Annotated in this window: 20 protein-coding genes; 11 read left to right on the top strand and 9 right to left on the bottom strand. The window is 54.9% G+C overall.

Annotated elements, in window-relative coordinates; translation table 11 throughout:
* Window positions 1–45: 45 nt before the first annotated feature.
* Window positions 46–297: a YciN family protein gene (locus SERAS12_RS13265; RefSeq protein ID WP_013813136.1), complete on the bottom strand. Its 252-nt coding sequence runs from the start codon at window positions 295–297 to the stop codon at window positions 46–48.
* Window positions 298–722: 425 nt separating this feature from the next.
* On the opposite strand from SERAS12_RS13265, the gene topA reads away from it, so the two are divergent.
* From topA to acnA, 3 genes are all read left to right on the top strand, one after another.
* On the top strand, window positions 723–3,320 hold the full coding sequence (gene topA / locus SERAS12_RS13260) for a type I DNA topoisomerase (RefSeq protein WP_013813135.1): 2,598 nt from the start codon (window positions 723–725) through the stop codon (window positions 3,318–3,320).
* 356 nt (window positions 3,321–3,676) lie between these two features.
* Complete coding sequence (cysB, locus tag SERAS12_RS13255) at window positions 3,677–4,651, top strand: HTH-type transcriptional regulator CysB (RefSeq protein ID WP_004945202.1); 975 nt, start codon at window positions 3,677–3,679, stop codon at window positions 4,649–4,651.
* A gap of 318 nt (window positions 4,652–4,969) precedes the next feature.
* Window positions 4,970–7,642, top strand: coding sequence for an aconitate hydratase AcnA (gene acnA / locus SERAS12_RS13250; protein WP_013813134.1), 2,673 nt, complete (start codon window positions 4,970–4,972; stop codon window positions 7,640–7,642).
* A gap of 57 nt (window positions 7,643–7,699) precedes the next feature.
* Here the strand turns inward: acnA and ribA are convergent, their stop codons facing one another.
* A complete protein-coding gene (gene ribA / locus SERAS12_RS13245) occupies window positions 7,700–8,293 on the bottom strand; it encodes a GTP cyclohydrolase II (RefSeq protein ID WP_006321116.1) in 594 nt (197 codons plus the stop codon).
* A gap of 278 nt (window positions 8,294–8,571) precedes the next feature.
* Here ribA and pgpB point away from each other — a divergent pair, with 278 nt between their 5' ends.
* The 3 genes from pgpB to lapB all read left to right on the top strand — a co-directional run bounded on the left by pgpB (window position 8,572) and on the right by lapB (window position 11,164).
* Window positions 8,572–9,342, top strand: coding sequence for a phosphatidylglycerophosphatase B (gene pgpB, locus SERAS12_RS13240; protein WP_013813132.1), 771 nt, complete (start codon window positions 8,572–8,574; stop codon window positions 9,340–9,342).
* A 343-nt stretch (window positions 9,343–9,685) separates the two neighbouring features.
* A complete protein-coding gene (locus SERAS12_RS13235) occupies window positions 9,686–9,988 on the top strand; it encodes a LapA family protein (RefSeq protein ID WP_006325701.1) in 303 nt (100 codons plus the stop codon).
* Window positions 9,989–9,994: 6 nt separating this feature from the next.
* Complete coding sequence (lapB, locus tag SERAS12_RS13230) at window positions 9,995–11,164, top strand: lipopolysaccharide assembly protein LapB (protein WP_013813131.1); 1,170 nt, start codon at window positions 9,995–9,997, stop codon at window positions 11,162–11,164.
* 42 nt (window positions 11,165–11,206) lie between these two features.
* Here lapB and SERAS12_RS13225 read toward each other — a convergent pair whose 3' ends face one another.
* Both SERAS12_RS13225 and SERAS12_RS13220 read right to left on the bottom strand, forming a co-directional pair.
* On the bottom strand, window positions 11,207–11,503 hold the full coding sequence (locus SERAS12_RS13225) for an Arc family DNA-binding protein (RefSeq protein ID WP_013813130.1): 297 nt from the start codon (window positions 11,501–11,503) through the stop codon (window positions 11,207–11,209).
* 167 nt (window positions 11,504–11,670) lie between these two features.
* Window positions 11,671–11,931, bottom strand: a complete 261-nt coding sequence (locus SERAS12_RS13220; protein ID WP_013813129.1) for a YdgH/BhsA/McbA-like domain containing protein — start codon at window positions 11,929–11,931, stop codon at window positions 11,671–11,673.
* A 328-nt stretch (window positions 11,932–12,259) separates the two neighbouring features.
* On the opposite strand from SERAS12_RS13220, the gene pyrF reads away from it, so the two are divergent.
* Complete coding sequence (gene pyrF, locus SERAS12_RS13215; RefSeq protein ID WP_013813128.1) at window positions 12,260–12,988, top strand: orotidine-5'-phosphate decarboxylase; 729 nt, start codon at window positions 12,260–12,262, stop codon at window positions 12,986–12,988.
* A gap of 10 nt (window positions 12,989–12,998) precedes the next feature.
* The gene (yciH, locus tag SERAS12_RS13210; RefSeq protein WP_004945179.1) at window positions 12,999–13,325 is read left to right on the top strand and encodes a stress response translation initiation inhibitor YciH; all 327 of its coding nucleotides are present in this window, start codon (window positions 12,999–13,001) and stop codon (window positions 13,323–13,325) included.
* Between the two features lie 203 nt (window positions 13,326–13,528).
* Here the strand turns inward: yciH and osmB are convergent, their stop codons facing one another.
* Entirely contained in the window at window positions 13,529–13,747 is a 219-nt protein-coding gene (osmB, locus tag SERAS12_RS13205) for an osmotically-inducible lipoprotein OsmB (RefSeq protein ID WP_004945176.1), read from the bottom strand.
* A gap of 370 nt (window positions 13,748–14,117) precedes the next feature.
* On the opposite strand from osmB, the gene araD reads away from it, so the two are divergent.
* Window positions 14,118–14,813, top strand: coding sequence for an L-ribulose-5-phosphate 4-epimerase (gene araD / locus SERAS12_RS13200; RefSeq protein ID WP_013813127.1), 696 nt, complete (start codon window positions 14,118–14,120; stop codon window positions 14,811–14,813).
* 41 nt (window positions 14,814–14,854) lie between these two features.
* Here the strand turns inward: araD and SERAS12_RS13195 are convergent, their stop codons facing one another.
* A complete protein-coding gene (locus tag SERAS12_RS13195) occupies window positions 14,855–15,601 on the bottom strand; it encodes a DNA-binding transcriptional regulator YciT (RefSeq protein ID WP_013813126.1) in 747 nt (248 codons plus the stop codon).
* 344 nt (window positions 15,602–15,945) lie between these two features.
* Between SERAS12_RS13195 and fsa the strand changes: the two genes are divergently transcribed.
* On the top strand, window positions 15,946–16,611 hold the full coding sequence (gene fsa, locus SERAS12_RS13190; protein ID WP_013813125.1) for a fructose-6-phosphate aldolase: 666 nt from the start codon (window positions 15,946–15,948) through the stop codon (window positions 16,609–16,611).
* Here the strand turns inward: fsa and SERAS12_RS13185 are convergent.
* The 3 genes from SERAS12_RS13185 to SERAS12_RS13175 form a co-directional block, all read right to left on the bottom strand.
* The gene (locus tag SERAS12_RS13185) at window positions 16,604–18,664 is read right to left on the bottom strand and encodes a carbon starvation CstA family protein (RefSeq protein ID WP_013813124.1); all 2,061 of its coding nucleotides are present in this window, start codon (window positions 18,662–18,664) and stop codon (window positions 16,604–16,606) included. The two genes, fsa and SERAS12_RS13185, sit on opposite strands and share 8 nt — an antisense overlap.
* Before the next feature lie 308 nt (window positions 18,665–18,972).
* Entirely contained in the window at window positions 18,973–20,907 is a 1,935-nt protein-coding gene (locus tag SERAS12_RS13180) for an exoribonuclease II (protein ID WP_013813123.1), read from the bottom strand.
* A gap of 209 nt (window positions 20,908–21,116) precedes the next feature.
* Entirely contained in the window at window positions 21,117–23,423 is a 2,307-nt protein-coding gene (locus SERAS12_RS13175; protein WP_013813122.1) for an FdhF/YdeP family oxidoreductase, read from the bottom strand.
* A 276-nt stretch (window positions 23,424–23,699) separates the two neighbouring features.
* Between SERAS12_RS13175 and dacD the strand changes: the two genes are divergently transcribed.
* Complete coding sequence (dacD, locus tag SERAS12_RS13170; RefSeq protein ID WP_013813121.1) at window positions 23,700–24,869, top strand: serine-type D-Ala-D-Ala carboxypeptidase DacD; 1,170 nt, start codon at window positions 23,700–23,702, stop codon at window positions 24,867–24,869.
* The last annotated feature ends 55 nt before the right edge of the window (window positions 24,870–24,924 follow it).

Here is a 24,924-nt window from a genome sequence, read left to right as displayed (position 1 = left end):
CGCTTTGATTAAACGTAACGGGGGCTAAAAACCCCCGTTTTTTTCTTAATCGGCCAAATGATATTTTTCGGAAAACACGTGGGCCAAATGTTTAAACATATTAAATACAGCAGTGGTTTTTACCGTAGGTAATCCATCCTGATCCAAAAAGAATTCGCCACGGAAAACTAAAACGCTGCCTTTTTGTTCAACACCGTTAGCCACCATGCCCTGCAGATAATCTCCATGTTGTCGGATAATATTATTTGCTTCTTGCAACAGGGCCTCACGGCCAATGGGGGTAGTATTAGTGCTCATTATTACACTCCAATCATAAATTCTGCGCGTATTCTAACGCCGGTTCGCATTTATCCGCAAACAGACTAAGGTTTATTTGCCGTCTGGATGGCTAGCAGTATCTGTCGATTGGCGAAATTTCTGTTTCCGTGCTAATTAGGTTGCGTGACGCTTTTTATCAGGTACAGTGTGGGATTTTGCGGCGTCGGGTGGAAGGTTTTGTTTACGCCATGAATGAGTCTCACACGGCCATACTTCTGGGGCATGGGTGAATAGCTGGCGGGATCAACAACTTGCGTTCAGGTTGAGCAGTTAAGCAACCAATAGAAAAAAACATGTTGATCTCTTGCCAGACTGCCGCAATATAAAAAAGAGATATGAATCGCTGCGGCACGGCGAGATAAAAGACTTCTTTTTAGAAGAAACAAATTTAGGTAAAGGTAAATATGGGTAAAGCTCTCGTAATAGTTGAGTCCCCGGCAAAAGCCAAAACTATTAATAAATACTTAGGTAATGACTACGTGGTGAAGTCCAGCGTCGGTCATATCCGTGATTTGCCGACCAGTGGCTCAGCCAGCAAAAAGAGCGCTGACTCAACCGAAGACAAAGCCAAGAAGAAAGTTAAAAAAGATGAGAAAACGGCGCTGGTAAATCGAATGGGCGTCGATCCTTACCATGGCTGGAAAGCGGATTATGAAATTCTGCCAGGTAAAGAAAAAGTTGTCGCAGAGTTAAAATCGTTAGCGGAAAACGCCGACCACATTTATCTCGCAACGGACCTTGACCGCGAAGGGGAAGCCATTGCCTGGCACCTGCGGGAAGTGATCGGCGGCGACGAGAAACGCTTTAGCCGCGTGGTGTTCAACGAAATCACCAAGAACGCGATCCAACAGGCCTTTAAACAGCCGGGTGAGTTGAATATCGATCGTGTTAACGCACAACAGGCGCGTCGCTTTATGGACCGCGTGGTGGGTTACATGGTATCGCCGCTGCTGTGGAAAAAAATTGCCCGCGGCCTGTCCGCTGGGCGCGTGCAATCTGTTGCGGTACGGTTGGTGGTGGAGCGCGAACGCGACATCAAAGCCTTCGTACCGGAAGAGTACTGGGAGCTGCACGCCGATCTGCTGGCGAAGAATGATACTGCGCTGCAGATGGAAGTGACGCATGCCCACGACAAACCGTTCAAACCGGTTAACCGTGAGCAGACCCACGCCGCCCTCAAATTGCTGGAGAAAGCCCGTTATACGGTGCTGGATCGCGAAGACAAACCTACCAGCAGCAAGCCGGGCGCGCCTTTCATTACCTCGACGCTGCAACAGGCGGCCAGCACCCGTCTGAGTTTTGGCGTGAAGAAAACCATGATGATGGCTCAGCGGCTGTATGAAGCCGGTCACATCACCTACATGCGTACTGACTCCACCAACCTGAGCCAGGATGCGCTCAACATGGTGCGTGGCTATATCGGCGACAATTTCGGCGACAAGTACCTGCCGAAAGCGCCAAACCAGTACAGCAGCAAAGAAAACTCGCAGGAAGCGCACGAAGCTATCCGCCCGTCGGACGTGAACGTGCTGGCCGAGCAGTTGAAAGATATGGAAGCGGATGCGCAAAAGCTGTATCAGCTGATCTGGCGCCAGTTCGTGGCCTGTCAGATGACGCCTGCGCAGTACGATTCCACTACGCTGTCTGTGAAGGCCGGTGATTATCAGCTGCGTGCCAAAGGCCGTACGCTGCGTTTCGATGGTTGGACCAAAGTGATGCCTGCCCTGCGCAAGGGTGATGAAGACCGCACCTTGCCGTATGTTGAAGTCGGCAGCGATCTGGAACTGCAAAAGCTGATCCCGAGCCAGCACTTCACCAAGCCGCCTGCGCGTTACAGCGAAGCCTCGTTGGTGAAAGAGCTGGAAAAACGCGGTATTGGCCGTCCATCGACCTATGCGTCGATCATCTCGACCATTCAGGACCGTGGCTATGTGCGGGTCGAAAGCCGCCGTTTCTACGCCGAGAAAATGGGTGAGATCGTTACTGATCGTCTGGAAGAAAACTTCCGTGAGCTGATGAACTATGACTTTACAGCGCGCATGGAAGACGGCCTCGACCAGGTAGCCAATAACCACGCCGAGTGGAAAGCGGTGCTGGATGAGTTTTTTGCCGAGTTCAGTGAACAGTTGGAAACGGCGGAGAAAGATCCTGAAGACGGCGGTATGCGCCCGAATCAGATGGTCATGACCAGCATCGATTGCCCAACCTGCGGCCGTAAAATGGGCATCCGTACCGCCAGTACCGGCGTCTTCCTCGGTTGTTCCGGTTATGCGCTGCCGCCGAAGGAACGCTGCAAAACCACCATTAACCTGGTGCCGGAAACGGAAGTGCTGAACATCCTCGAAGGGGACGATGCAGAAACCAACGCGTTGCGTGCTCGGCATCGTTGCCAGAAATGCGGCACGGCGATGGACAGCTACCTGATCGATAACCAGCGCAAGCTGCACGTCTGCGGTAACAACCCGGCGTGTGACGGCTATGAAATCGAAGAGGGCGAATTCCGCCTGAAAGGGTATGACGGCCCGGTAGTTGAGTGCGACAAATGTGGTTCCGAAATGCACCTGAAAATGGGGCGCTTCGGTAAGTACATGGGTTGCACCAACGAGACGTGCAAAAACACCCGTAAAATCCTGCGTAACGGCGATGTTGCGCCGCCGAAGGAAGATCCGGTTCCGTTACCGGAACTGCCATGCGAAAAGTCAGACGCTTACTTTGTTCTGCGCGACGGTGCTGCCGGCGTGTTCCTGGCGGCCAACACCTTCCCTAAATCGCGCGAAACTCGTGCGCCGCTGGTAGAAGAACTGGCCCGTTTCAAGGATCGTCTGCCGGAAAAACTGCGTTACCTGGCGGATGCGCCGGTAGCGGATGGCGAAGGCAACAAAACGATGGTGCGCTTCAGCCGTAAAACCAAACAGCAGTATGTCTCTTCAGAGAAAGACGGTAAGGCCACAGGTTGGTCCGCTTTCTACGTGGACGGCAAATGGGTTGAAGGCAAAAAGTAAATTTGCAGCCTGAATGCAATAATAAAAACCAGCCCTTGTGGCTGGTTTTTTGTTGTCTGAACGGTAGCGGGTCTATTTTTTGCCGTTTTTCCTGCACTGGTCCGGGGTTTCGCGTTGATAGCAATGCAAAATAATCGTTATCATGGTGTGACGTGGATCTATACTTGAAGCTGCTACGTGATATAGTGGTTATATAAAAAGTTTTTTTATGATTAAAGCTTATTAATAACGGCGTTTTCTTCAGCATCTGGGTGAGACACTGTGTTAAGGCTTGTTAGTTTTTCAGCATACCGGGGCGACACCGATATACCTGGCTGCGGGTAAGCCGCAGTGTTTAACCTAGGATGGTATAAGATATGAAATTGCAGCAGCTTCGTTACATTGTGGAAGTGGTTAACCACAACCTGAATGTCTCATCGACGGCAGAAGGGCTTTACACTTCACAACCCGGTATCAGCAAGCAAGTGCGAATGCTGGAAGATGAGTTGGGTATCCAGATTTTCGCTCGCAGCGGAAAACACCTTACCCAGGTTACCCCCGCAGGCCAGGAAATCATCCGCATCGCGCGTGAAGTTCTGTCCAAAGTGGATGCGATCAAAGCCGTCGCCGGCGAGCACACCTATCCGGATAAAGGTTCGCTGTACGTCGCGACTACTCATACCCAGGCGCGTTACGCGCTGCCTAACGTCATCAAAGGCTTTATCGAGCGTTATCCGCGCGTTTCGTTGCACATGCACCAGGGATCGCCGACCCAAATTGCGGAAGCGGTATCCAAAGGCAATGCAGACTTTGCCATTGCCACCGAAGCGCTGCATCTTTACGACGACTTAATCATGCTGCCTTGTTACCACTGGAACCGCGCGGTGGTAGTGAAGCCCGATCACCCATTGGCCGGCAAAAGCCATATCACCATTGAAGAATTGGCGGCGTACCCGATCGTCACCTATACCTTCGGCTTTACCGGTCGCTCCGAGTTGGACACGGCGTTCAACCGTGCCGGCCTGACGCCACGCATCGTATTTACCGCAACGGATGCCGATGTGATCAAAACCTACGTGCGCCTGGGATTAGGGGTCGGGGTTATTGCCAGCATGGCGGTGGACCCGGTGCAGGATCCGGATCTGGTGACCGTGGATGCGCGTGATATCTTCACCTACAGCACCACCAAAATCGGCTTCCGTCGCAGCACCTTCCTGCGTAGCTACATGTACGATTTTATCCAGCGCTTTGCACCGCACCTGACACGCGACGTGGTCGACAACGCGGTAGCACTGCGATCCAACGAAGAGATCGAAGCGATGTTCAAAGACATCAAGCTGCCGATTAAGTAAGTCGTTAGACTGGGAATGGATCCCAAGATGAGTTTGACGCGGAAGGAGGGGATTACCCCTCCTTTTCCCTATATGAAGAATGGCCTTTTTCCCCGTAGTTGAAAGCATTTCCCCACACTTTATCACCCTTAGGGTTCAGTTGCGGTGACTCACCTTGCGTTGCACGGAGAGCAGAGAGCGTTTTCCGCCGTTGATTACTTCTGCCTATCGTTCTGATCAAAACGTGTTGTTATCAAAACGTTAATTTCTCTATGTGGTATCTTTAAACAAGACCTCAGTGATTACCCTGTTTTAGTCATAATAAGAAATGGAGGAGCTATGTCGTCCGATCTTAGAGAAACAAGTCTGGATAAGCTGGTTGCGCTGAATAGCGAGTATTACTATTACAGTCTGCCGCTGGCGGCGAAACAGTTGGGTGATATCGACCGGCTGCCAAAATCAATGAAAGTGCTGTTGGAAAACCTGCTGCGTCATGTGGATGGCGACACCGTGCAGGTTGATGACCTGAAGGCCATCGTCGATTGGTTGCAAACTGGCCATGCCGATCGTGAAATTGCCTACCGCCCGGCGCGCGTATTGATGCAGGACTTTACCGGCGTGCCTGCGGTGGTGGATCTGGCCGCCATGCGCGAAGCGGTGCAGCGGTTGGGTGGCAATGTTGACCAGGTTAACCCTCTGTCGCCGGTTGATCTGGTGATTGACCACTCGGTCACCGTGGATGAGTTCGGTGACGACGATGCGTTTGAAGAAAACGTGCGTATCGAAATGGAGCGCAATCACGAGCGCTACACTTTCCTGCGTTGGGGGCAGAAAGCCTTCAACCGCTTCCGCGTGGTGCCGCCAGGCACCGGCATCTGTCACCAGGTTAACCTGGAATATCTTGGCCAGACGGTGTGGCACACTGACGAAAGCGGCAGGCACGTCGCCTACCCGGACACCCTGGTCGGCACCGATTCTCATACCACCATGATTAACGGCCTGGGCATTCTCGGTTGGGGCGTTGGCGGCATTGAGGCTGAAGCCGCGATGCTCGGCCAGCCTGTCTCCATGCTGATCCCAGACGTGGTGGGTTTCAAGCTGACGGGCAAACTCAGCGAAGGCATCACCGCCACTGACCTGGTGTTGACGGTGACCCAAATGCTGCGCAAGCACGGTGTGGTCGGCAAATTCGTTGAATTCTACGGTGATGGGCTGGCCAGCTTGCCGTTGGCCGATCGGGCGACCATCGCCAATATGTCGCCGGAGTTTGGCGCCACCTGCGGTTTCTTCCCGGTGGATGACGTCACACTTGGCTACATGAAACTGAGCGGCCGTAGCGATGAACAAATTGCGCTGGTGGAAGCCTACGCCAAAGCGCAGGGCATGTGGCGCCATCCGGGCGACGAACCGGTATTTACCAGCACCTTGGCGTTGGATATGTCGACGGTGGTGGCCAGCCTCGCCGGGCCGAAACGCCCGCAGGATCGGGTGGCTCTGCCGGATGTGCCTAGGGCGTTTAATGCCGCAACCGAGTTGGACATCGGCAGCCAGAAGAGCAAGTCGGAATTCAAATCCTTTACCCTCAGTGGCCGAGAGTACGAACTGCACAATGGTGCGGTCGTGATCGCGGCGATCACCTCATGTACCAACACTTCCAACCCCAGCGTGATGATGGCCGCCGGCCTGTTGGCGAAGAATGCGGTGAACAAAGGGCTGCGGACCAAGCCTTGGGTGAAGACTTCTCTGGCGCCAGGCTCCAAGGTCGTCACCGACTATTTCGACAGCGCCAAACTAACGCCATACCTTGAAGAGCTGGGTTTTAATCTGGTGGGCTATGGGTGTACCACCTGTATCGGCAACTCGGGGCCATTGCCTGAGCCCATCGAGCAGGCGATCAAAGAGGGCGATCTTACCGTGGGGGCTGTGCTGTCGGGTAACCGCAACTTTGAAGGGCGCATCCACCCGCTGGTGAAAACCAACTGGCTGGCCTCGCCGCCGCTGGTGGTGGCCTATGCACTGGCGGGCAGCATGAAGATTGATCTGACCAAAGAGCCGTTAGGTGAGGGGCGTGACGGCAAGCCGGTTTATCTGAAGGATATCTGGCCGAGTAGCCAGGACATTGCTCTGGCGGTGGAGCAGGTTCGTACCGAAATGTTCCACAAGGAATATGGCGCGGTGTTTGACGGTGACGCCAATTGGCAGGCGATTCAGGTAACCGGATCGGCCACTTATCAATGGCAGGCGGATTCCACCTATATTCGCCACCCGCCGTTCTTCAGCACCATGCAGGTGAAACCGGATCCGGTGCAGGATATCAAGAATGCGCGCATTCTTGCCATTTTGGCGGATTCTGTGACCACCGACCACATCTCCCCTGCGGGGAATATCAAGCGTGACAGCCCCGCTGGGCGCTACCTGAGCGATCGCGGCGTCGCTGCTCAGGATTTCAACTCATACGGTTCGCGACGCGGCAACCACGAAGTGATGATGCGCGGCACCTTTGCCAATATCCGCATCCGCAACGAAATGGTGCCGGGGGTTGAAGGGGGATTCACCCGCCATATTCCTTCGCAAAATCAGCTGTCGATCTACGATGCCGCTATGCAGTATCAGCAGGAGCAGGTGCCACTGGCGGTCATTGCCGGGAAAGAGTATGGCTCTGGCTCCAGCCGTGACTGGGCGGCGAAGGGGCCGCGTCTACTGGGCGTGAGGGTGGTGATTGCTGAGTCCTTCGAGCGTATCCATCGTTCGAACCTGATCGGTATGGGCATTCTGCCGCTGGAGTTCCCGGCAGGCGTCAACCGTCAAACGCTGGGACTGAGCGGGGATGAGCAGATCAGCGTGAGCGGCTTGCAAACGCTGAAGCCGGGGCAGACGGTGCCGGTGCATATCACTTACGCGGACGGTCGTCAGGACGTGGTCAATACCCGGTGCCGTATCGATACCGGCAATGAGCTGACCTACTACGAGAACGACGGCATTCTGCACTATGTGATCAGGAAAATGCTGTAAGAGTAGAGTAAGTAAGAAAGGGCGCCTTTGATGGCGCCCTGATTTTTTGCAGGGAAATTACTTCTGATCCAGCAAATGGCCCATTTTGGCGGCTTTGGTCGCCAGGTAGCGTTCATTTTTTGGATTGCGGCCGACGATCAACGGCACGCGCTCGGTGATATTGATCCCCGCCTCTGTCAGGATCTCAACCTTTTTCGGGTTGTTGGTTAACAAACGCACCGCGTCCACGCCCAGCAATTTGAACATGTCTGCACACAGGGTGAAATCACGTTCATCAGCGGCAAAGCCAAGTTGATGGTTGGCCTCTACGGTATCGGCGCCTTTATCCTGCAGGGCATAAGCGCGGATTTTGTTCAGCAAACCGATATTGCGACCTTCCTGACGGTGATAGAGCAGAATGCCACGGCCTTCCTCTGCGATATGCTCCAGCGCCGCTTCCAACTGGAAACCGCAGTCGCAGCGCAGGCTGAATAACGCATCGCCGGTCAGACATTCAGAATGTACGCGTGAGAGTACCGGCGTCGCACCGGCAATATCACCGAAGACCAGAGCCAGATGATCGTGCCCGGTAGCCAATTCTTCGAATCCTACCATCAGGAAATCGCCCCAAGGTGTTGGCAGTTTTGCCTCTGCCACCCGTTTAAGCTGCATGTTGCTCTCCACAAACACATCCGATTCAATCATTGTTGCGCATCCTACGTCCGACGCAGTGACCTGACCAGTATTAAAACGTGCAACGACGATCTCTATTTCGTTAATTATCGGTTATTTTGCCATAACTTCTTGCCCTGAGGTGCTCAGCAAACCAGCATCCGGCGTTTTCAGCCCATTATTATTGCGACAGGTTTGTTATCTGTTTAATTTTTCGAGTGTTATCGATATTGCAAGATTGTTACACTGGCCCTTGGCTTAAACAAAGGATACGTGGAATGTTTGAGATAGCAAAACGCACGGCAGCGGGGGCGATAGTGCTGTTGCTGATGCCGCTGGCCGTGTGGTTATCCGGCTGGCAATGGCAGCCGGGCGGCAACGAACCCTTGCTGAAAGGCCTTTATTGGGTGACCGAAACCGTGACCTCGCCGTGGGGAATCATCACTAGCATTATTCTTTCTGCCTGGTTCCTTTGGTGTTTGCGCTTTCGCCTCAAGGCTGCCATTGGTCTGGTCATTTTGCTCTCTGCCGCGGTATTGATCGGCCAGGGCGTTAAATCGCTGATCAAGGATCGGGTACAGGAACCGCGGCCCTTTGTCGTCTGGTTGGAGCAAAATCACGGCGTGGACGGAAAATACTTTTACTCGTTGCATCGCAAAGAACGCAGCGCGCTGGTGGCGGAACAGTTGCAGGATCAGCCGCTGGTACCCGTCTGGCTGCGTAAGCACTGGCAGTTTGAAACCGGCTTCGCCTTTCCTTCTGGGCATACTCTGTTCGCCGCCACTTGGGCATTGCTGGGAGTGGGGCTGTTGTGGCCGCGTCGTCATTACAAAACCGTCGCATTGCTGATGCTGTGGGCGACCGGCGTGATGGGCAGCCGTTTGCTGCTGGGCATGCACTGGCCGCGCGACCTGGCGATGGCGACATTGATCAGCTGGTTGCTGGTGACGATTGCCTGCTGGCTGGCGCAGCGCTGGTTTGGCCCGCTGACGCTGCCTCCTCAGGAGCAACAGGAAGTGGTGGAAAGAACCTCCGGAAGAAAACTTTAGGTGACATGGTCACTTATCACGGCGCCGGGCAGGCGCCGTATTAATCGCTTACATTCGCCAATCATTGCAATTGCGATGATTGCCCCCATATCTTTATAAATTCATTATTTTGAGAAGCTTTCTCATTAATTTCCCTGGGAGCGCCATTTACTGTCGAATATGCCGGCAGATATCTGGTTTTATCGTGCCGCAGGGTTTCCCTGGCACGATGGGAAATGCTAACTTAATGGGAGGGACGCCACGTATTGGCATATACCTTTCGTCTTTCGAGTCGCCGCCAGGCGGCAACTTGAAATACATCGGGTATAATTCATCCGATTAACTCGGCATCGCGGGAAAGAATGTGAAATATTTGCTGATTTTTTTGTTGGTTCTGGTGGTTTTCGTGATTTCTGTCACGTTGGGCGCGCATAACGATCAGGTTGTGAGTTTTAATTACCTGGTTGCTCAGGGCGATTATCGTATATCGACCCTGTTGGCTGCGTTGTTTGGCGCCGGCTTTGTTCTCGGCTGGGTCATTTGCGGCCTGTTTTATCTGCGTACCCGCATTGCGCTGGGGCGAGCCGAACGCAAAGTCAAGAGGCTGGAACTGCAGCTTGAACAACCTGCTGAGCCGGCAGCTCAGTCCGTTGTCAGCAAGGAATAATCTTCTATGTTAGAGCTGTTGTTTCTGTTGCTGCCCGTGGCTGCCGCGTACGGTTGGTACATGGGGCGCAGAAGTGCTCAACAGGATAAACAACAGGAAGCCAACCGTCTGTCGCGTGAGTACGTGGCTGGGGTTAACTTCCTGCTTTCCAATCAGCAGGATAAAGCGGTCGATCTGTTCCTCGATATGTTGAAAGAGGACAGTACTACCGTTGAGGCCCACCTTACGCTGGGTAACCTGTTCCGCTCGCGCGGCGAGGTCGACCGCGCAATACGCATCCATCAGGCGCTGATGGAAAGCGCTTCCCTCACTTTCGAACAACGCCTGCTGGCGGTGCAACAGCTGGGCCGCGACTATATGGCCGCCGGCATGTACGATCGCGCGGAAGACATGTTCGGCCAGTTGGTCGGCGAAGAGGATTTCCGTATCTCGGCGCTGCAGCAATTACTGGTGATCCACCAGGCAACCAGCGACTGGCTGAAAGCGATCGACGTGGCGGAAAAACTGGTCAAGCTGGGTAAAGACAAACAACGTATCGAGATCGCGCATTTCTACTGTGAGCTGGCGCTCCAGGCAATGGGCAGTGACGATCTCGATAAGGCGATGAGCCTGCTGAAACGTGCGGCCTCGGCGGATAAACAGTGCGCCCGTGTGTCGATTATGGTCGGCCGCATCTACATGGCGCAGGCTGAATACGCCAAAGCGGTCGAGTCTCTGCAGCGGGTGCTGAATCAGGATAAAGAGCTGGTAAGCGAAACGCTGCCTATGCTGCATGAATGTTATCAGCATTTGGAAAACCAGCAGGATTGGGCGGAGTTCCTCAAACGTTGCGTTGAGGAAAATACGGGCGCTACCGCCGAACTGATGCTGGCGGAGATCGTCGAACAGCATGAAGGGCGCGACGTAGTTCAGGTGTATATCAACCGCCAGTTACAGCGTCATCCGACCATGCGCGTGTTTTACCGTCTGATGGATTACCACCTGGCGGACGCCGAAGATGGGCGTGCAAAAGAGAGTCTGCTGCTGCTGCGGGACATGGTGGGTGAGCAAATCCGCACCAAACCGCGCTATCGCTGTCATAAATGCGGTTTTACCGCGCATTCACTTTATTGGCATTGCCCGTCATGTCGGGCCTGGGCATCGGTTAAGCCAATTCGAGGGCTGGATGGGCAATAAAAAACGGGGCAATAATCGCCCCGTTTTTCGTAGTATAGGGAATTACTTTTTCTTGCTTGCTTTCACGCCGCCTTTCAGCAACTGACGCAGCTTTTTCAATTCTTTTTGGTTCAGAGGCTGTTCGATTTCTTCTTCAATCCCCTGATTATCGATTTCGCCGTGGTGCAACTCATCCGATTTTTTAGCGGTTTTTTCCGCTTTAACCGGCGCTTCGAAGCTGCTTTCAAGGCGTTGACACACCTCAGCACTCAGAGAGAGTTGGTTATCAGCGGCAATAGCACGAATTTTCTCTTTGAGTTCCAGAGGGATTTTGATGGTTAGTGTAGATATCTCGCTCATTTTGAAGCCTTTCTGCGGGAAGATACCTTCAAGCTAAGCCAGTAATGAGCAAGAGTCTAGGGTGTAATAAAAATTTAATATTTATGTAACATTGAGCGCGGGAATAATGAACGTAATGGCGGGGAAATAGGCAGAGCCCGGCGTACCGGGCCCTATAGCGAAGAGACTTACTTGTAGATGACGGCAGTACCGCTCAGCAGGTTGTTACCGCCGGCGGAAATAATGCGGTAGCTGCTGGCGCCCTGGGCTTCTGCTTTCGCCGCCAGTTTGGCTTCCAGACCGCTCAGGGTCGTCGCGTGGCCTGCGGAGACTACACCGGCAGGGGCCAGGTCGTTAGCCTGCTGCAAATTAACCGGCTCAGCGGCGAAGGTCGCGAAAGAGGTCAGGGCGATGGCGGCAGCAGTTGCAAAATATTTGATGGTTTTCATGGGTGACTCCAGTCAGTTTTTTTAGGTTGGAAGCAGCTCGCTTCCGATGAGTTGAATAATAAAGCATCCCTGCGGATTTAAAATCTGATAATGCTGAGTATCTTATTCAAAATATCTGATTGATAATTTACGCATCTTTACGGCGCTTTACGCTGTCTGCGCTATTGGTTTTGAAGCTTTATTGACGCTTGATGACGAACGATGGATTAACATTACTTAACGGCAGGGTGCGCTGCGGCTGGGATTTCTGCCGGCCGGCATGTAGAATGCGGCGGTCAGTTTGGTGGGTTGTTACCTGGTTATGTCCATTTTAAAGAAGGTAGAAGAAATGAAGTCTGAAAATAACATCAATAACAATGACTTAAAATCATCTCCAATCATCGTTGCGTTGGATTACGCAGATATTGGCGCCGCATTGGCGTTTGTCGATCGCATTAATCCACAGGACTGCCGGTTAAAAGTGGGCAAAGAAATGTTCACCCTGTTTGGGCCGCAGCTGGTGCGCGATTTGCACGATCGTGGCTTCGACGTATTCCTGGATTTAAAATTCCACGATATCCCCAATACCACGGCCCATGCGGTAGCGGCCGCGGCCGAACTGGGCGTATGGATGGTTAACGTCCACGCCAGCGGCGGTGCACGCATGATGACCGCTGCTAAAGAGGCGTTGCTGCCTTATGGCGCAGAGGCGCCGTTGTTGATCGCCGTTACCGTTCTTACCAGTATGGAGGCGGAGGATCTGCAGGCTATCGGCATCAATATTTCCCCGGCTGAGCAGGCTGAGCGGTTGGCGCGTTTGACCCGTGATTGCGGGCTGGACGGCGTTGTCTGTTCGGCGCATGAAGCTGAACGGCTGAAAACGGCCTGCGGGCGTCAGTTCCAACTGGTCACGCCAGGCATTCGTCCAGAAGGCAGTGCAGCCGGCGATCAGCGCCGCATTATGACGCCGGTGCAGGCACAGGCCGCCGGGGTAGATTATATGGTGATTGGGCGTCCGATCACCCAATCCGCCGATCCTGCCGCTACGCTGAGCGCTATTCGCGCTTCCCTGGCCTGAGGGGCTCGAGATGAATGACGACAATAGCCGGCTGGTTTATTCCACCGACAGCGGACGTATCAAGCAAGAAGAGGCCAAACCGCAGCGAACCAAGGGTGATGGCATCGTGCGCATTCAGCGCCAGACCAGCGGACGCAAGGGGAAAGGCGTTTGCCTGATCACCGGAATTGACTTGGACGATGCGGCGCTGGAAAAGCTGGCGGCAGAGCTGAAGAAGAAATGTGGCTGCGGCGGATCGGTCAAAGACGCGGTGATCGAGATCCAGGGCGATAAGCGCGATCTGCTTAAGCAGTTGCTGGAAGCCAAAGGAATGAAGGTCAAGCTGGCGGGCGGTTAACGGCTGCAGGCGGAGTGCCATGCCGCGGTGTAATAGCTGCGGCATGGCTTAGGTCGTGCTGTCGGACCGGAGCCCGTCGATGGCGAAAACGCCATGGATTGAAGGTAAAACAGACCTGAAATAATCTTTATTATGCTTAATGCGTCAAAGCGAAAACGCTTTTGCCAGCCTGTCGGCAGAGGTAGATGAAGTGGCCGGGCAGGTTATTTGCCTACCTGATGACCAATGATACCCCCAACGGCGGCCCCACCAAGCGTACCCAATGCGCTGCCATCGGTCAGCACTGCACCGCCTACGGCCCCTGCGCCGGCACCAATTGCGGTGTTACGGTCGCGTTTGGACATGTTGGAACACGCGCTGAGTGAAAACGCCAGAGTCAGTGCCAGAGCGGCGGTGGCGAAACGTTTATTGATAATCATCATAATGACTTCTCCTTAGCATTGGCTATATGGAAGTGCCCTTTAAGTATAGGCGTGAACCATAAATTCGGCCTGCTATCGGCTCCCATACAGTATCGATATAAAAAATGGCATTATTTGTTAAAGGCAGAACAATAAAAAGTTGAAAGCGGTCTCTCTGCCCAAATTCACTATAAGCTTCCGTTGGCCAATAAACAGGTAAATAGTCCGAAATTCCAGATGCCTCTCCTTCGTTGATATGAGCAATTCGCCGCTAACCCCACAGAACTCCGCATCCAGCAGAAGCCTACGCGGTCTTTAGCGATTTATGCCATACCGCCCCGTCGCCGGCCTACCGACAATATTCGCAGACAGGCTTAACCGGGAAAGACAAATGCTCAACGATCTCAAACAGCAGGTATTGGACGCTAATCTGGCATTGCCACACCATCATCTGGTGACCTTCACCTGGGGCAACGTCAGTGCCGTCGATCGCCAGGCAGGGCTGATGGTGATCAAACCTTCGGGGGTGGAGTATGCGGTGATGACCCGTGACGACATGGTTGTGGTGGAGCTCGAAAGCGGCAAGGTGGTGGAGGGCAATAAAAAACCCTCTTCAGACAGTGATACCCACCGGGCATTGTATCTTGAGTTCGACGCGCTCGGCGGCATCGTGCACACCCATTCGCGACATGCCACCATCTGGGCGCAGGCCGGCCAGGATATTCCCGCCTGGGGCACGACTCATGCCGATTACTTCTACGGTGACATTCCTTGTACGCGAACAATGCGGGATGAGGAAATCGCCGGGCGTTATGAATGGGAGACCGGCAGGGTGATTGTCGAAACCTTCCGCGAAAGGCGATTGGATCCGGCCAGCATGCCGGCGGTACTGGTACATTCGCACGGTCCATTTACCTGGGGGAAAGACGCGGAGAACGCGGTGTACAATGCCGTCGTGCTGGAGGAAATTGCCTATATGGGGATTTTTTCACGCCAGTTGACGCCTGGGCTGGCGAACATGCAGCAAACGCTGCTGGATAAACACTACTTGCGCAAGCACGGCAAAAACGCCTATTACGGGCAGTGATCATCAGGCGGGCAACCTATGCCCGCCGTTCCATGGGGCGTTTAATCGCTGACCCTGTCCAACCGAACTCCCTGGCGTTTCAACTGATGTTGATACTCCAATTCCAGGCGCGAATCGGTGATCACCCGATCAACCTTTCCATGCAGTGCCAAAGGATTGGGTTGGATCTGACCAAATTTAGACGAGTCTGTCAGCACGATATTTTCCACGCCCTTCGCCAGCACGGCGTTGACCACGTCGGCGCGCATCATATCGCGGCCGGTAAAGCCGGTTTCCGCATGGTAGCCGTCAATGCCGATGAACGCCTTGCTGAAATGCACTTGCTGAATGCACATGCGCGTCAATGGCCCTACCACGGTCTCACTCTTTTTCTGATACATGCCACCCAGCACTATCACCTCGCAATCGCTCTCTTTCAGCAGGTTGGCGATATAGTGGCTGACAGTGATCAGCGTGATGGTTTTGCGCTCGGCAATATAGCGTGCCAACAGGGCATTGGTGCTGCCACTTTCTATAAAGATGGTTTCGCCGTCGTTAACCTGTGCAGCGGCAAATCGCGCCAGCTTCTGCTTGAGAGAAAAATTGGACATCATGCGGGCATCGACGTCGTCGCTTTCCAGCGCCAGCGCAGAACCGTGCACCCGTTTCAGATAGCTGCGCTTCTCCAGCAGGTTCAAATCCTGACGGATAGTGACCTCTGAAACACCGGTGGTGCGCGACAGATCGCTGACGCTGATCCTTTGGCGTTCGTTCACCAACTGCAGAATTGTTTGTTGTCTTGAATTCATATCGACCTGATGTGCGGCTACCAATGTGTGGCCGCTAATATTTATTGTTTAAATAGTATGTTCTGTTCGCGCAATAATACCACCCTACGCGTCAGAAGATGATGCGGTAAAGAAAGCGGAATATCCAGCGATGTGAGCAGACTACGCTGCAAATGCTCGGATCGGCAGGGATTGAATAGCGCTGCCGAGTGAGGAGCGCAAGTCATCAGCCATTCAATTACTGGGTTTTCATATTAAAGGGGTTTTGAATGAAAATTGATTTGATTGTGATCAAAAATCATAAGTTCTTTTGTCCTACTATGATGAGAGTTTGAGTTCGTCCACAGAAGATGCAGGAGTTCGTCATGGAGCTTTATCTCGATACCGCTGATGTGAATGCTGTAAAACGTCTGGCACGCATTCTGCCGCTGCACGGCGTCACTACCAATCCGAGCATTGTCGCCAAAGAGGGGAAACCCATTTGGGAGGTGCTGCCGGCGCTGCGTGATGCACTGGGCGGGACCGGCAAGCTGTTTGCCCAAGTGATGGCCAACGATGCCGAGCGCATGGTGGCGGAGGCGGCGCTGCTTCATCAGCGAGTGCCTGGGTTGGTGGTCAAGATCCCGGCGACCGCAGAAGGGTTGGCGGCGATTAAAAAACTGAAATCGATGTCTATCCCAACGCTGGGCACTGCAGTCTACGGTGCCGGCCAGGGGCTGTTGGCGGCGCTGGCCGGCGCGGAATACGTAGCCCCCTACGTTAACCGGCTGGACGCGCAGGGCGGTGACGGCATCGAAATGGTGCATGAACTGCAGCAATTGCTGACGTTGCATGCACCGGGCACCCGGGTGCTGGCCGCCAGTTTCAAGACCCCGCGGCAGGCACTGGCGTGCCTGCTGGCGGGTTGCCAGTCCATTACCTTGCCTGTCGATGTAGCCGAACAGTTCCTTGCCGCTCCGGCGGTACAGGCGGCGGTCGAAAAGTTCGAGCAGGATTGGCAGGGGGCATTCGGTACCAACCTGCTTAACTAGTTTCTTCACGCAAGACGACTGGCGACTCATTTGCCGTAGGTTGGCTGGCGTTCAGCGCCCGGCGGATCACAAAGAACGCAGAAACCAGCATGGTTACCGCCACCAGCATAAAGAACGCACACAAAGCCGCGTTAATCTGGTTGCTGAAGACAATGGTTTCCATATCTTTCAGCGATTTGGCCGGGGCAATCAGTGTGCCTTGTTCAATGCCGGTGGAGAATTTCTTCGCCTGCGCCAGGAAGCCGATGCTGGGTTTCTCGTGGAAGATTTTTTGCCAGCCGGCGGTCATCGAGGTAATGAACAACCAGACGGTTGGCAGAATGGTCACCCAGGCGTAGCGCTGTTTTTTCATTTTAAACAGCACCACGGTACCGAGGATCAACGCCATTGAGGCCAGCATCTGGTTGCCGATGCCGAACAGCGGCCATAGGGTGTTGATACCGCCGAGCGGATCGACCACACCTTGATAAACAAAGAACCCCCAACCGGCGACGGCCACCGTCGTCCCTGCCAGATTACCGAACCATGAGCGGGTGTTGGCCAGCCGAGGGATCGCCACGCCAACCAGATCCTGCACCATAAAGCGGCAGGCGCGGGTGCCGGCATCGACGGCGGTCAGAATGAAGAGCGCCTCAAACAGAATGGCGAAGTGATACCAGAACGCCATCATCGCACGGCTGTTAAACACTTCGGTGATGATGTGCGCCATCCCCACAGCAAAGGTCGGTGCGCCGCCAGCGCGCGACAGGATCGAATGCTCACCCACGTCTTTGGCAATCATCGTCAGGGTTTCCGGCGTGATGATAAAGCCCCAGCTGTTGATGACCTGAGAAGCATTTTCCACCGTGGTGCCAATCAGCGCCGCCGGAGAGTTCATGGCGAAGTAAACACCGGGGTCGATCACCGAGGCGCAAATCAGTGCCATGATGGCCACGAAGGACTCCATCAGCATGGCACCATAACCGATAAAACGGATGTGGCTTTCACGTTCCACCAGTTTCGGCGTAGTGCCGCTGGATACCAGCGCATGGAAGCCGGAAATCGAGCCACAGGCGATGGTGATAAACAGGAACGGGAACAGTGAACCGGCGAATACCGGGCCGCTGCCGTCGATAAACCGTGATACCGCAGGCATTTTCATTTCTGGCATGGCAAAGACGATGCCTATCGCCAGCCCGATAATGACGCCAATCTTCATAAAGGTGGAAAGATAGTCACGGGGCGCCAACAACAGCCATACCGGCAGCACCGAAGCGACGAAACCGTAAATCACCAGCACCCAGGTCAGCGTGGTGCCATGCAGCGTAAAGAAGGGGCCCCAGTAAGGGTGTTGCGCGACATTGCCGCCGTAAATGATCGCCAGCAGCATCAGCACGAAGCCGACCACCGAGATTTCGGCGATTTTCCCCGGCCGGATAAAACGCATGTACACGCCCATAAACAGCGCGATAGGAATGGTAGCGGCGATGGTGAACAGCCCCCAGGGGCTGTCGGCCAGCGCTTTTACCACCACCAGAGCCAGCGCAGACAGAATGATGATCATCACGCCCAGAGCACCAAGCATGGTGATCACCCCAGCGAAGGCGCCGAGTTCCTGTTTGGCCATTTCACCCAGCGAGCGGCCGTCGCGGCGGGTAGAAATGAACAGGATCAGGAAGTCCTGCACCGCACCGGCCAGCATTACGCCGACAAGGATCCAGATGGTGCCCGGTAAAAAGCCCATCTGCGCGGCCAGAATCGGCCCCACCAGTGGCCCGGCGCCGGCGATGGCGGCAAAGTGGTGACCAAACAGCACCCACTTGTTGGTCGGGACATAGTCCAGGCCATCGTTACGACGTTCCGCCGGCGTCATACGGCGGTCGTCAAGCTCAAACACTTTCTTGGCGATGAACAGGCTATAGAAACGGTAAGCGATGCTGTAACAGGCGACGGCAGCCACCACCAGCCAGAACGCGTTAACATGCTCTCCGCGGCTGAGCGCCAGCATGGCGAAGGCAAATGCACCGACTAACGCCACCACCAGCCAGATGATCCCGGACTTGACGTTTTTCATGATCAACAACTCCTTGGTGTACAGAGATAAAGAAAGAGGTGTTCTTATAGAGAATGAATACAGATTAAAAATAGGAGTTTTATGCGCGAAAAGTAGCAGGTCGGATGAGAAATGTGATGCTGGTTGAGTAATAGCGTAAAAACAATGTGATGTCGCTGTTGCGGGGACCTGTAAGGGACGTAAAACGGCGATACCGACGCCTCACATCATTCGGGCCCTTTCACCGATGTAGCCTTGTCAACCGACGAAAAAAAACACCGGAGGTTTCCCTGCCGGTGTTTACATGACGTTGGGCTACTCTCGCAAGATTATGCCGCCGGTCGGGCGATCACGCTGCGGGTTTCCATACGCACTTCGGCGATATTGACCTGCAGAGTATCGCTCTGGCGATAGACGACTTCGCCTTTCACTTGCACCGTGCCAGTATCCTGGCTGCAGACCATTTCATCACGCACCGAGTGAATAAACGGCGCGGGGATAAAGGCGACAGCACCATTGTCCAGCAGGCGTACGCGCAGGCCGCCGCGGGTCACGTCGATGATTTCCGCATTGAAGCGCTCATCGGTGCCGGCTTTGTCTTTCAGGTAGCGTGCATACAGCCAGTCACCGACGTCACGCTCCGCCATGCGGTTAAGACGACGGCGTTCCGCCAATTGGACCGTCACGTCGTCCTGCGGTTTTTCGGCAGGCTGTACGGCGATGATGGCTTTCAGCAGACGGTGGTTGACCATATCGCCGTATTTACGGATCGGTGAGGTCCAGGTGGCGTAGGCTTCCAGCCCCAGGCCGAAATGCGGGCCTGGCGTGGTACTGATCTCGGCATAGGTCTGGGAACGGCGGATACGGCTGTCGAGGAACTGGGTAGGTTGCGAGTCCAGATGACGGCGCAGTTCGCAGAACCCGTCCAGCGTCAGCAGTTTCTCGGCATCGGCCTCCACACCGTTGGCTTGCAGCACGGTAACCGCCTGTTCAACCAGCGCCGGATCGAAACCGGTATGCACGTTGTAAATTCCGAAGCCCAGGCGATCGCGCAGTACGATGGCGGCGCACACGTTGGAGGCAATCATGCACTCTTCAACGATACGGTTGGCAGTGCGGCGTTGTTCGGTGATGATGTCCAGCACTTCGCCTTTTTCGCCCAGAACAAAGCGGTAATCAGGGCGGTCCTTGAACACCAGAGCATGCTGGTGGCGCCAGGCGTTACGAGCATCACAGACGCGTTTCAACAGGGTGATTTGCTGTGCAATCTCGTTGCTTGGCGGCTGCCAGCCGGCAATGCCTTCCAGCCAGTCGGACACTTCGTCATAAACCAGTTTGGCTTTTGACTCGATCTCGGCGGCGAAGAAACGAATGTCGTCAGCCAACGCGCCATCGGCACCGATGGTGACGCGGCAAGCCAGTACCGGACGGCGTTCGTTCGGGCGCAGCGAGCACAGGTTATCAGACAGATCGCGCGGCAACATCGGAATGTTGAAGCCCGGCAGGTAGTTAGTGAAGGCGCGCTTGCGGGCGATATCATCCAACGGGCTGCCTTGTTCTACGTAAGCGGTAGGATCGGCAATGGCGATAGTCAGTTGCAGTGAGCCGTCGTCGTTGTCCTGAACGAACAACGCATCGTCCATATCCTCGGTGCTGGCGCTGTCAATGGTGACAAAATTCAGCGCGGTCAGATCTTCACGCGGCAGCGCGGCGTCCGGTTCGCTGATGGCCACCATCTCCGGTGCTTCTTTTTCCAGATTATGGCGAGCCAGCGTGACCCACCAAGGAGCCAGATGATCTTCGCCGTCGGTGATGAAGTGGGTCAGATCGGCGTTGAAGCCGCGATCGCCTTTCAACGGGTGGCGGCGCATTTCCGCTACCGCCCAGTCACCGGCCTGGAAGTTGTGGGTCAGTTCACGCACCGGGCGGCACTGAATCGCGTCTTTCAGCAACGGATGGTCGGGCACGATGGACAGGCGGTCATCACGCTTCTGCACGCGGCCGACAAAGCGCGACAGGAATGGCTCGACCAGGGTTTCCGGCTCGGCGATTTCGCGTTCTTTCTCGGTGTGCAGGGTGGCGATCACGCGATCCCCATGCATGACTTTCTTCATGTACGGCGGTGGGATGAAATAGCTCTTTTGACCGTCGACCTCAAGAAAGCCAAAGCCTTTCTCAGTTCCTTTTACTACGCCTTCAACGCGCGGGGTCTGAGAGTGAAGTTGCTGTTTAAGCTGCGCCAGCAGCGGGTTATCTTGAAACATATCGTCCAGTGAATGGGTTGTGAGTGGCAAGATTTGCGGCAGACAGTTTTACGCGAATCACCCGCTGCGGGCAAGCCTAACGTCACGGTTTTCCTGCGTTAGCACGCGATTTTACTGAATATCCGACGATCAAAAGGCGGGAAAGAAAACCGCCGCGCGCAAGGTGGCCGCAGAGCGTCATGCGCCCGGCGTAAACCGGGCGCATCAGGTCAGGCGATACGCCGTGTCGGTTGCGCCGCGCAGCGGCGGATCGTCACCGGAATGGATTTGGAAGTCGGCGTGCCGGTACCGTCGCCAAAGCTGGCCAGGGGCACCAGCGGGTTGGTTTCCGGATAATAGGCCGCCAGGTTGCCGCGCGGAATATCGTAGCTCACCAGTTTGAAACCGCTCACCTTGCGAATGACGCCGTCATTCCACAGGGTTTCGATCTCCACCAACTCACCGTCCTGCATCTCCAACGCCGCCAGATCTTCCGGGTGGATGAACAGCACTTCACGCTGGCCATACACGCCGCGATAGCGGTCGTCCAACCCATAGATGGTGGTGTTGTACTGATCGTGGGAACGCAGGGTTTGCAACGTAAAGGGCGCTTTTTTGCCGCCGAAATCCGGGAGCAGACTCTTTGGCAGCGGGGCTGCGCTGAATTCCGCTTTACCGCTAGGCGTGGCGAAACGCAATTCGGCGGCGGCATTACCCAAATAGAAACCGCCGGGTTGATCGCAGCGACGGTTGAAATCCTCGAAACCGGGAACGGTGGCGGCGATATGGTCGCGGATCAGCGAATAGTCATCCGCCAGCGCCAGCCAGTCCAACGGCTCGTTGCCCAGCACCGCATCGGCGATGCCACAGACAATGGCGGTTTCCGACCGTTGGGTATCCGCCAGCGGTTTACCGACGCCTTCGGAGGCGTGAACCATGCTGAATGAATCTTCTACCGTGATGTACTGCGGGCCACTGGCCTGCAGATCCTGCTCGGTACGCCCCAGCGTTGGCAGAATCAGCGCGTCTTTACCGGTGACCAGATGACTGCGGTTGAGCTTGGTGCTGATATGCACTGTCAGATCGCAGCAGCGCAGGGCACGGGCGGTGCGTTCGGTATCCGGTGCGGCCGCCGCCAGGTTGCCGCCCAGCGCCAGCAGCACCTTCACTTCACCGCGCAGCATCGCTTCGATAGCCTCTACCGTGTTATGGCCCGGCTCGCGTCGTGGGGAGAAGTCGAAATGTTTTTCCAGACTGTCGAGCAGCGCCTTGGGTGATTTCTCGTCAATGCCCATGGTGCGGTTGCCCTGTACGTTGCTGTGGCCGCGAACCGGGCACAGGCCGGAGCCCGGTTTACCCAACTGACCGAACAGCAGTTGCAGATTGGTTATCTCGCGCACCGTCGGCACCGAATGCTTATGCTGTGTGATGCCCATCGCCCAGGTGCAAATCACCCGTTCGGCGCCCTGATAAATTGCCGCCGCCTGCCGCAACTGCGCTTCGCTGAGGCCAGACTGTTGAATGATGTGATCCCAGGAGGTGGCCTCCACCTGCGCCAGGTAGCTTTCCACGCCGACGCTGTGCTGCTCAATGAACGCCAAATCGAACAGGCCTGATTCACCGGCAGCCAAACGCTGGCGATGGTTTTCCAGCAGAGCTTTCACCATGCCGCGTACTGCCGCCATATCCCCGCCGAGGTTGGGCTGAAAATAAGCAGAACTTATCGGCGAAGATGCCGGCGTCAACATCTGAATAGGGTTTTGCGGATCGGCGAAGCGCTCCAGACCGCGTTCGCGCAGGGTATTAAAACTGACGATGCGCGCCCCACGAGCGGCAGCGTTTTTCAGGCTGTGCAGCATGCGTGGATGGTTGGTGCCGGGATTTTGGCCGAACACAAAGATGGCGTCGGCTTTTTCAAAATCATCCATGCGAATAGTGCCTTTGCCTACGCCGATACTTTGTTTCAACCCGACGCCGCTGGCCTCATGACACATGTTCGAGCAGTCGGGGAAATTGCTGGTGCCGAGCATGCGGCCGAACAGCTGATACAGATAAGAGGCTTCGTTGCTGGCGCGGCCGGAGGTATAAAGTTCGATCTGGTTTGGATTATCCATCTGTTGGATGTGCCGGGCGATCAGCGCCAACGCGTCCGGCCAACCGATCGGCTGGTAATGGTCAGTTTCGGCGTTATAGCGCATCGGATGGGTAATGCGCCCCTGATACTCGAGGAAATAGTCGCTTTGCTGTTGCAGGGTACTGACGCTGTGGGTGGCGAAAAACGCCGGTTCAACCGCACTGCGCGTGGCTTCCCAACTGACCGCCTTGGCGCCGTTTTCGCAAAAGCTGAAGGTGCTGTGATTGTCGTCGCCCCAGGCGCAGCCCGGACAGTCGAAGCCGCGCACCTTATTCACGCGCATCAGATTGCGCAGATTTTTCAGCGTCTGTTTGCTGTCGAGCACGTAGCGCGTGGTGGCTTCGAGTGAACCCCAGCCGCCTGCCGCGCCGGTATACGGCTTTATTGACGGTTTGAATTTCATGATTGTCTTCGCATGTGTTGTAGCTAAAAAGTAAACGATTCTTTAATCGTTATAGGTATTTATGTCGCAAGTTTAGGTGGGTAGGGCATGAGCGTCTAATAGAATTAGGTAATCGCGGCATAGAGCGGATTTATCGCGCGTTGTCTTGCTCCTCGGCTGGACATACAAATAGTTTCACTATGTTATCCCCTGAAAAAGACTAATGATTCCGCTGAGCATTCCTTTAGTGCAGTCTATCTCGCGGATTATATTAGAATTTTATTTAAGGATGGGTGAGTGAAGCGTTCAGTATTGTCTGTGATAACCGGAATTTGGCTGCCGTTGGCGGTACAGGCGGCGGATGCGCCACTCAGTTTCCCTCTCAATACACCGCCGGCGATAGACGCGGCTTCTTACGTATTGATGGATTACACCACCGGTCAGGTACTGGCGGAGAACAATGCGGACGAGCGGCGCAATCCGGCCAGCCTGACCAAACTGATGACCGGATTGGTGATTGATCATGCGCTCGATCAGCACAAAATTGGCCTGGATGACGTGGTGACCGTGGGCAAAGACGCCTGGGCGCAGGGCAATCCGGTGTTCAAGGGTTCCTCGCTGATGTTCCTGAAACCCGGTGACAGGGTCACGGTGCGCGATCTCAGTCGCGGCATTATTATTGACTCCGGCAACGATGCCTGCGTGGCGATGGCGGACTACGTGGCGGGCAGCCAGGCCGCGTTCGTCAAACTGATGAATGAAAAAAGCACTCAGCTTGGCCTGCAAAATACCCATTTTGAAACCGTCCACGGGCTGGACGCGCCAGGCCAGTTCACTACGGCCGGCGATCTGGCGGTGATTTCGCGTGCCATCATCATGAGCGAACCGGCGGAATATCATATGTACAGCGAGAAATCGCTGTCCTGGAACGGGATTACCCAACAGAACCGCAATGGGCTGCTGTGGGATAAAAACCTGCGGGTTGATGGCCTGAAAACGGGCCATACCGAATCGGCCGGTTTTAACATTATTGCCTCCGCAACCGAAGGCGACCGGCGTTTGATTGCTGTCGTGATGGGCGGTAAAAGCGCAAAAGGGCGAGAAGATCAGGCCCGTAAACTGCTGACCTGGGGTCTGCGAGATTTTGCCACCGTGCATCTGTTTAGTGCCGGGCAAACGCTGGGGCAGGAAAAAGTGTGGTATGGCGATCGCCACCTTGTGCCGGTGGGCAGTGAGCAGGATCAATACCTCAGCCTGCCAAAGCGCGAGGCGGACAAGTTGAAAGCTCAGTATGTGATAACCCCGTCGCGCCTTGACGCCCCGTTGGCACAGGGGCAGCCGATTGGGGAGATCCGCATCAGCGATAACGGCAAACTGTTGAAAACCCTGCCGCTGGTGGTGCTGCAGCCGGTAAACAACGGCGGTATGTTCTCGCGCCTGATGGACTATGCGAAGCTGAAACTCTGATCCATCGGGCACAGCGCCCAAAAGCCCCCGCAGTGATATACTAAGGGCAGTCATT

Origin of the sequence: Serratia sp. AS12 (genome assembly GCF_000214195.1) — a bacterium.
GTDB lineage: Bacteria > Pseudomonadota > Gammaproteobacteria > Enterobacterales > Enterobacteriaceae > Serratia > Serratia plymuthica.
Note: the sequence above shows the minus strand (reverse complement) of the source record. Positions and strands in the feature narration are given on the sequence as shown.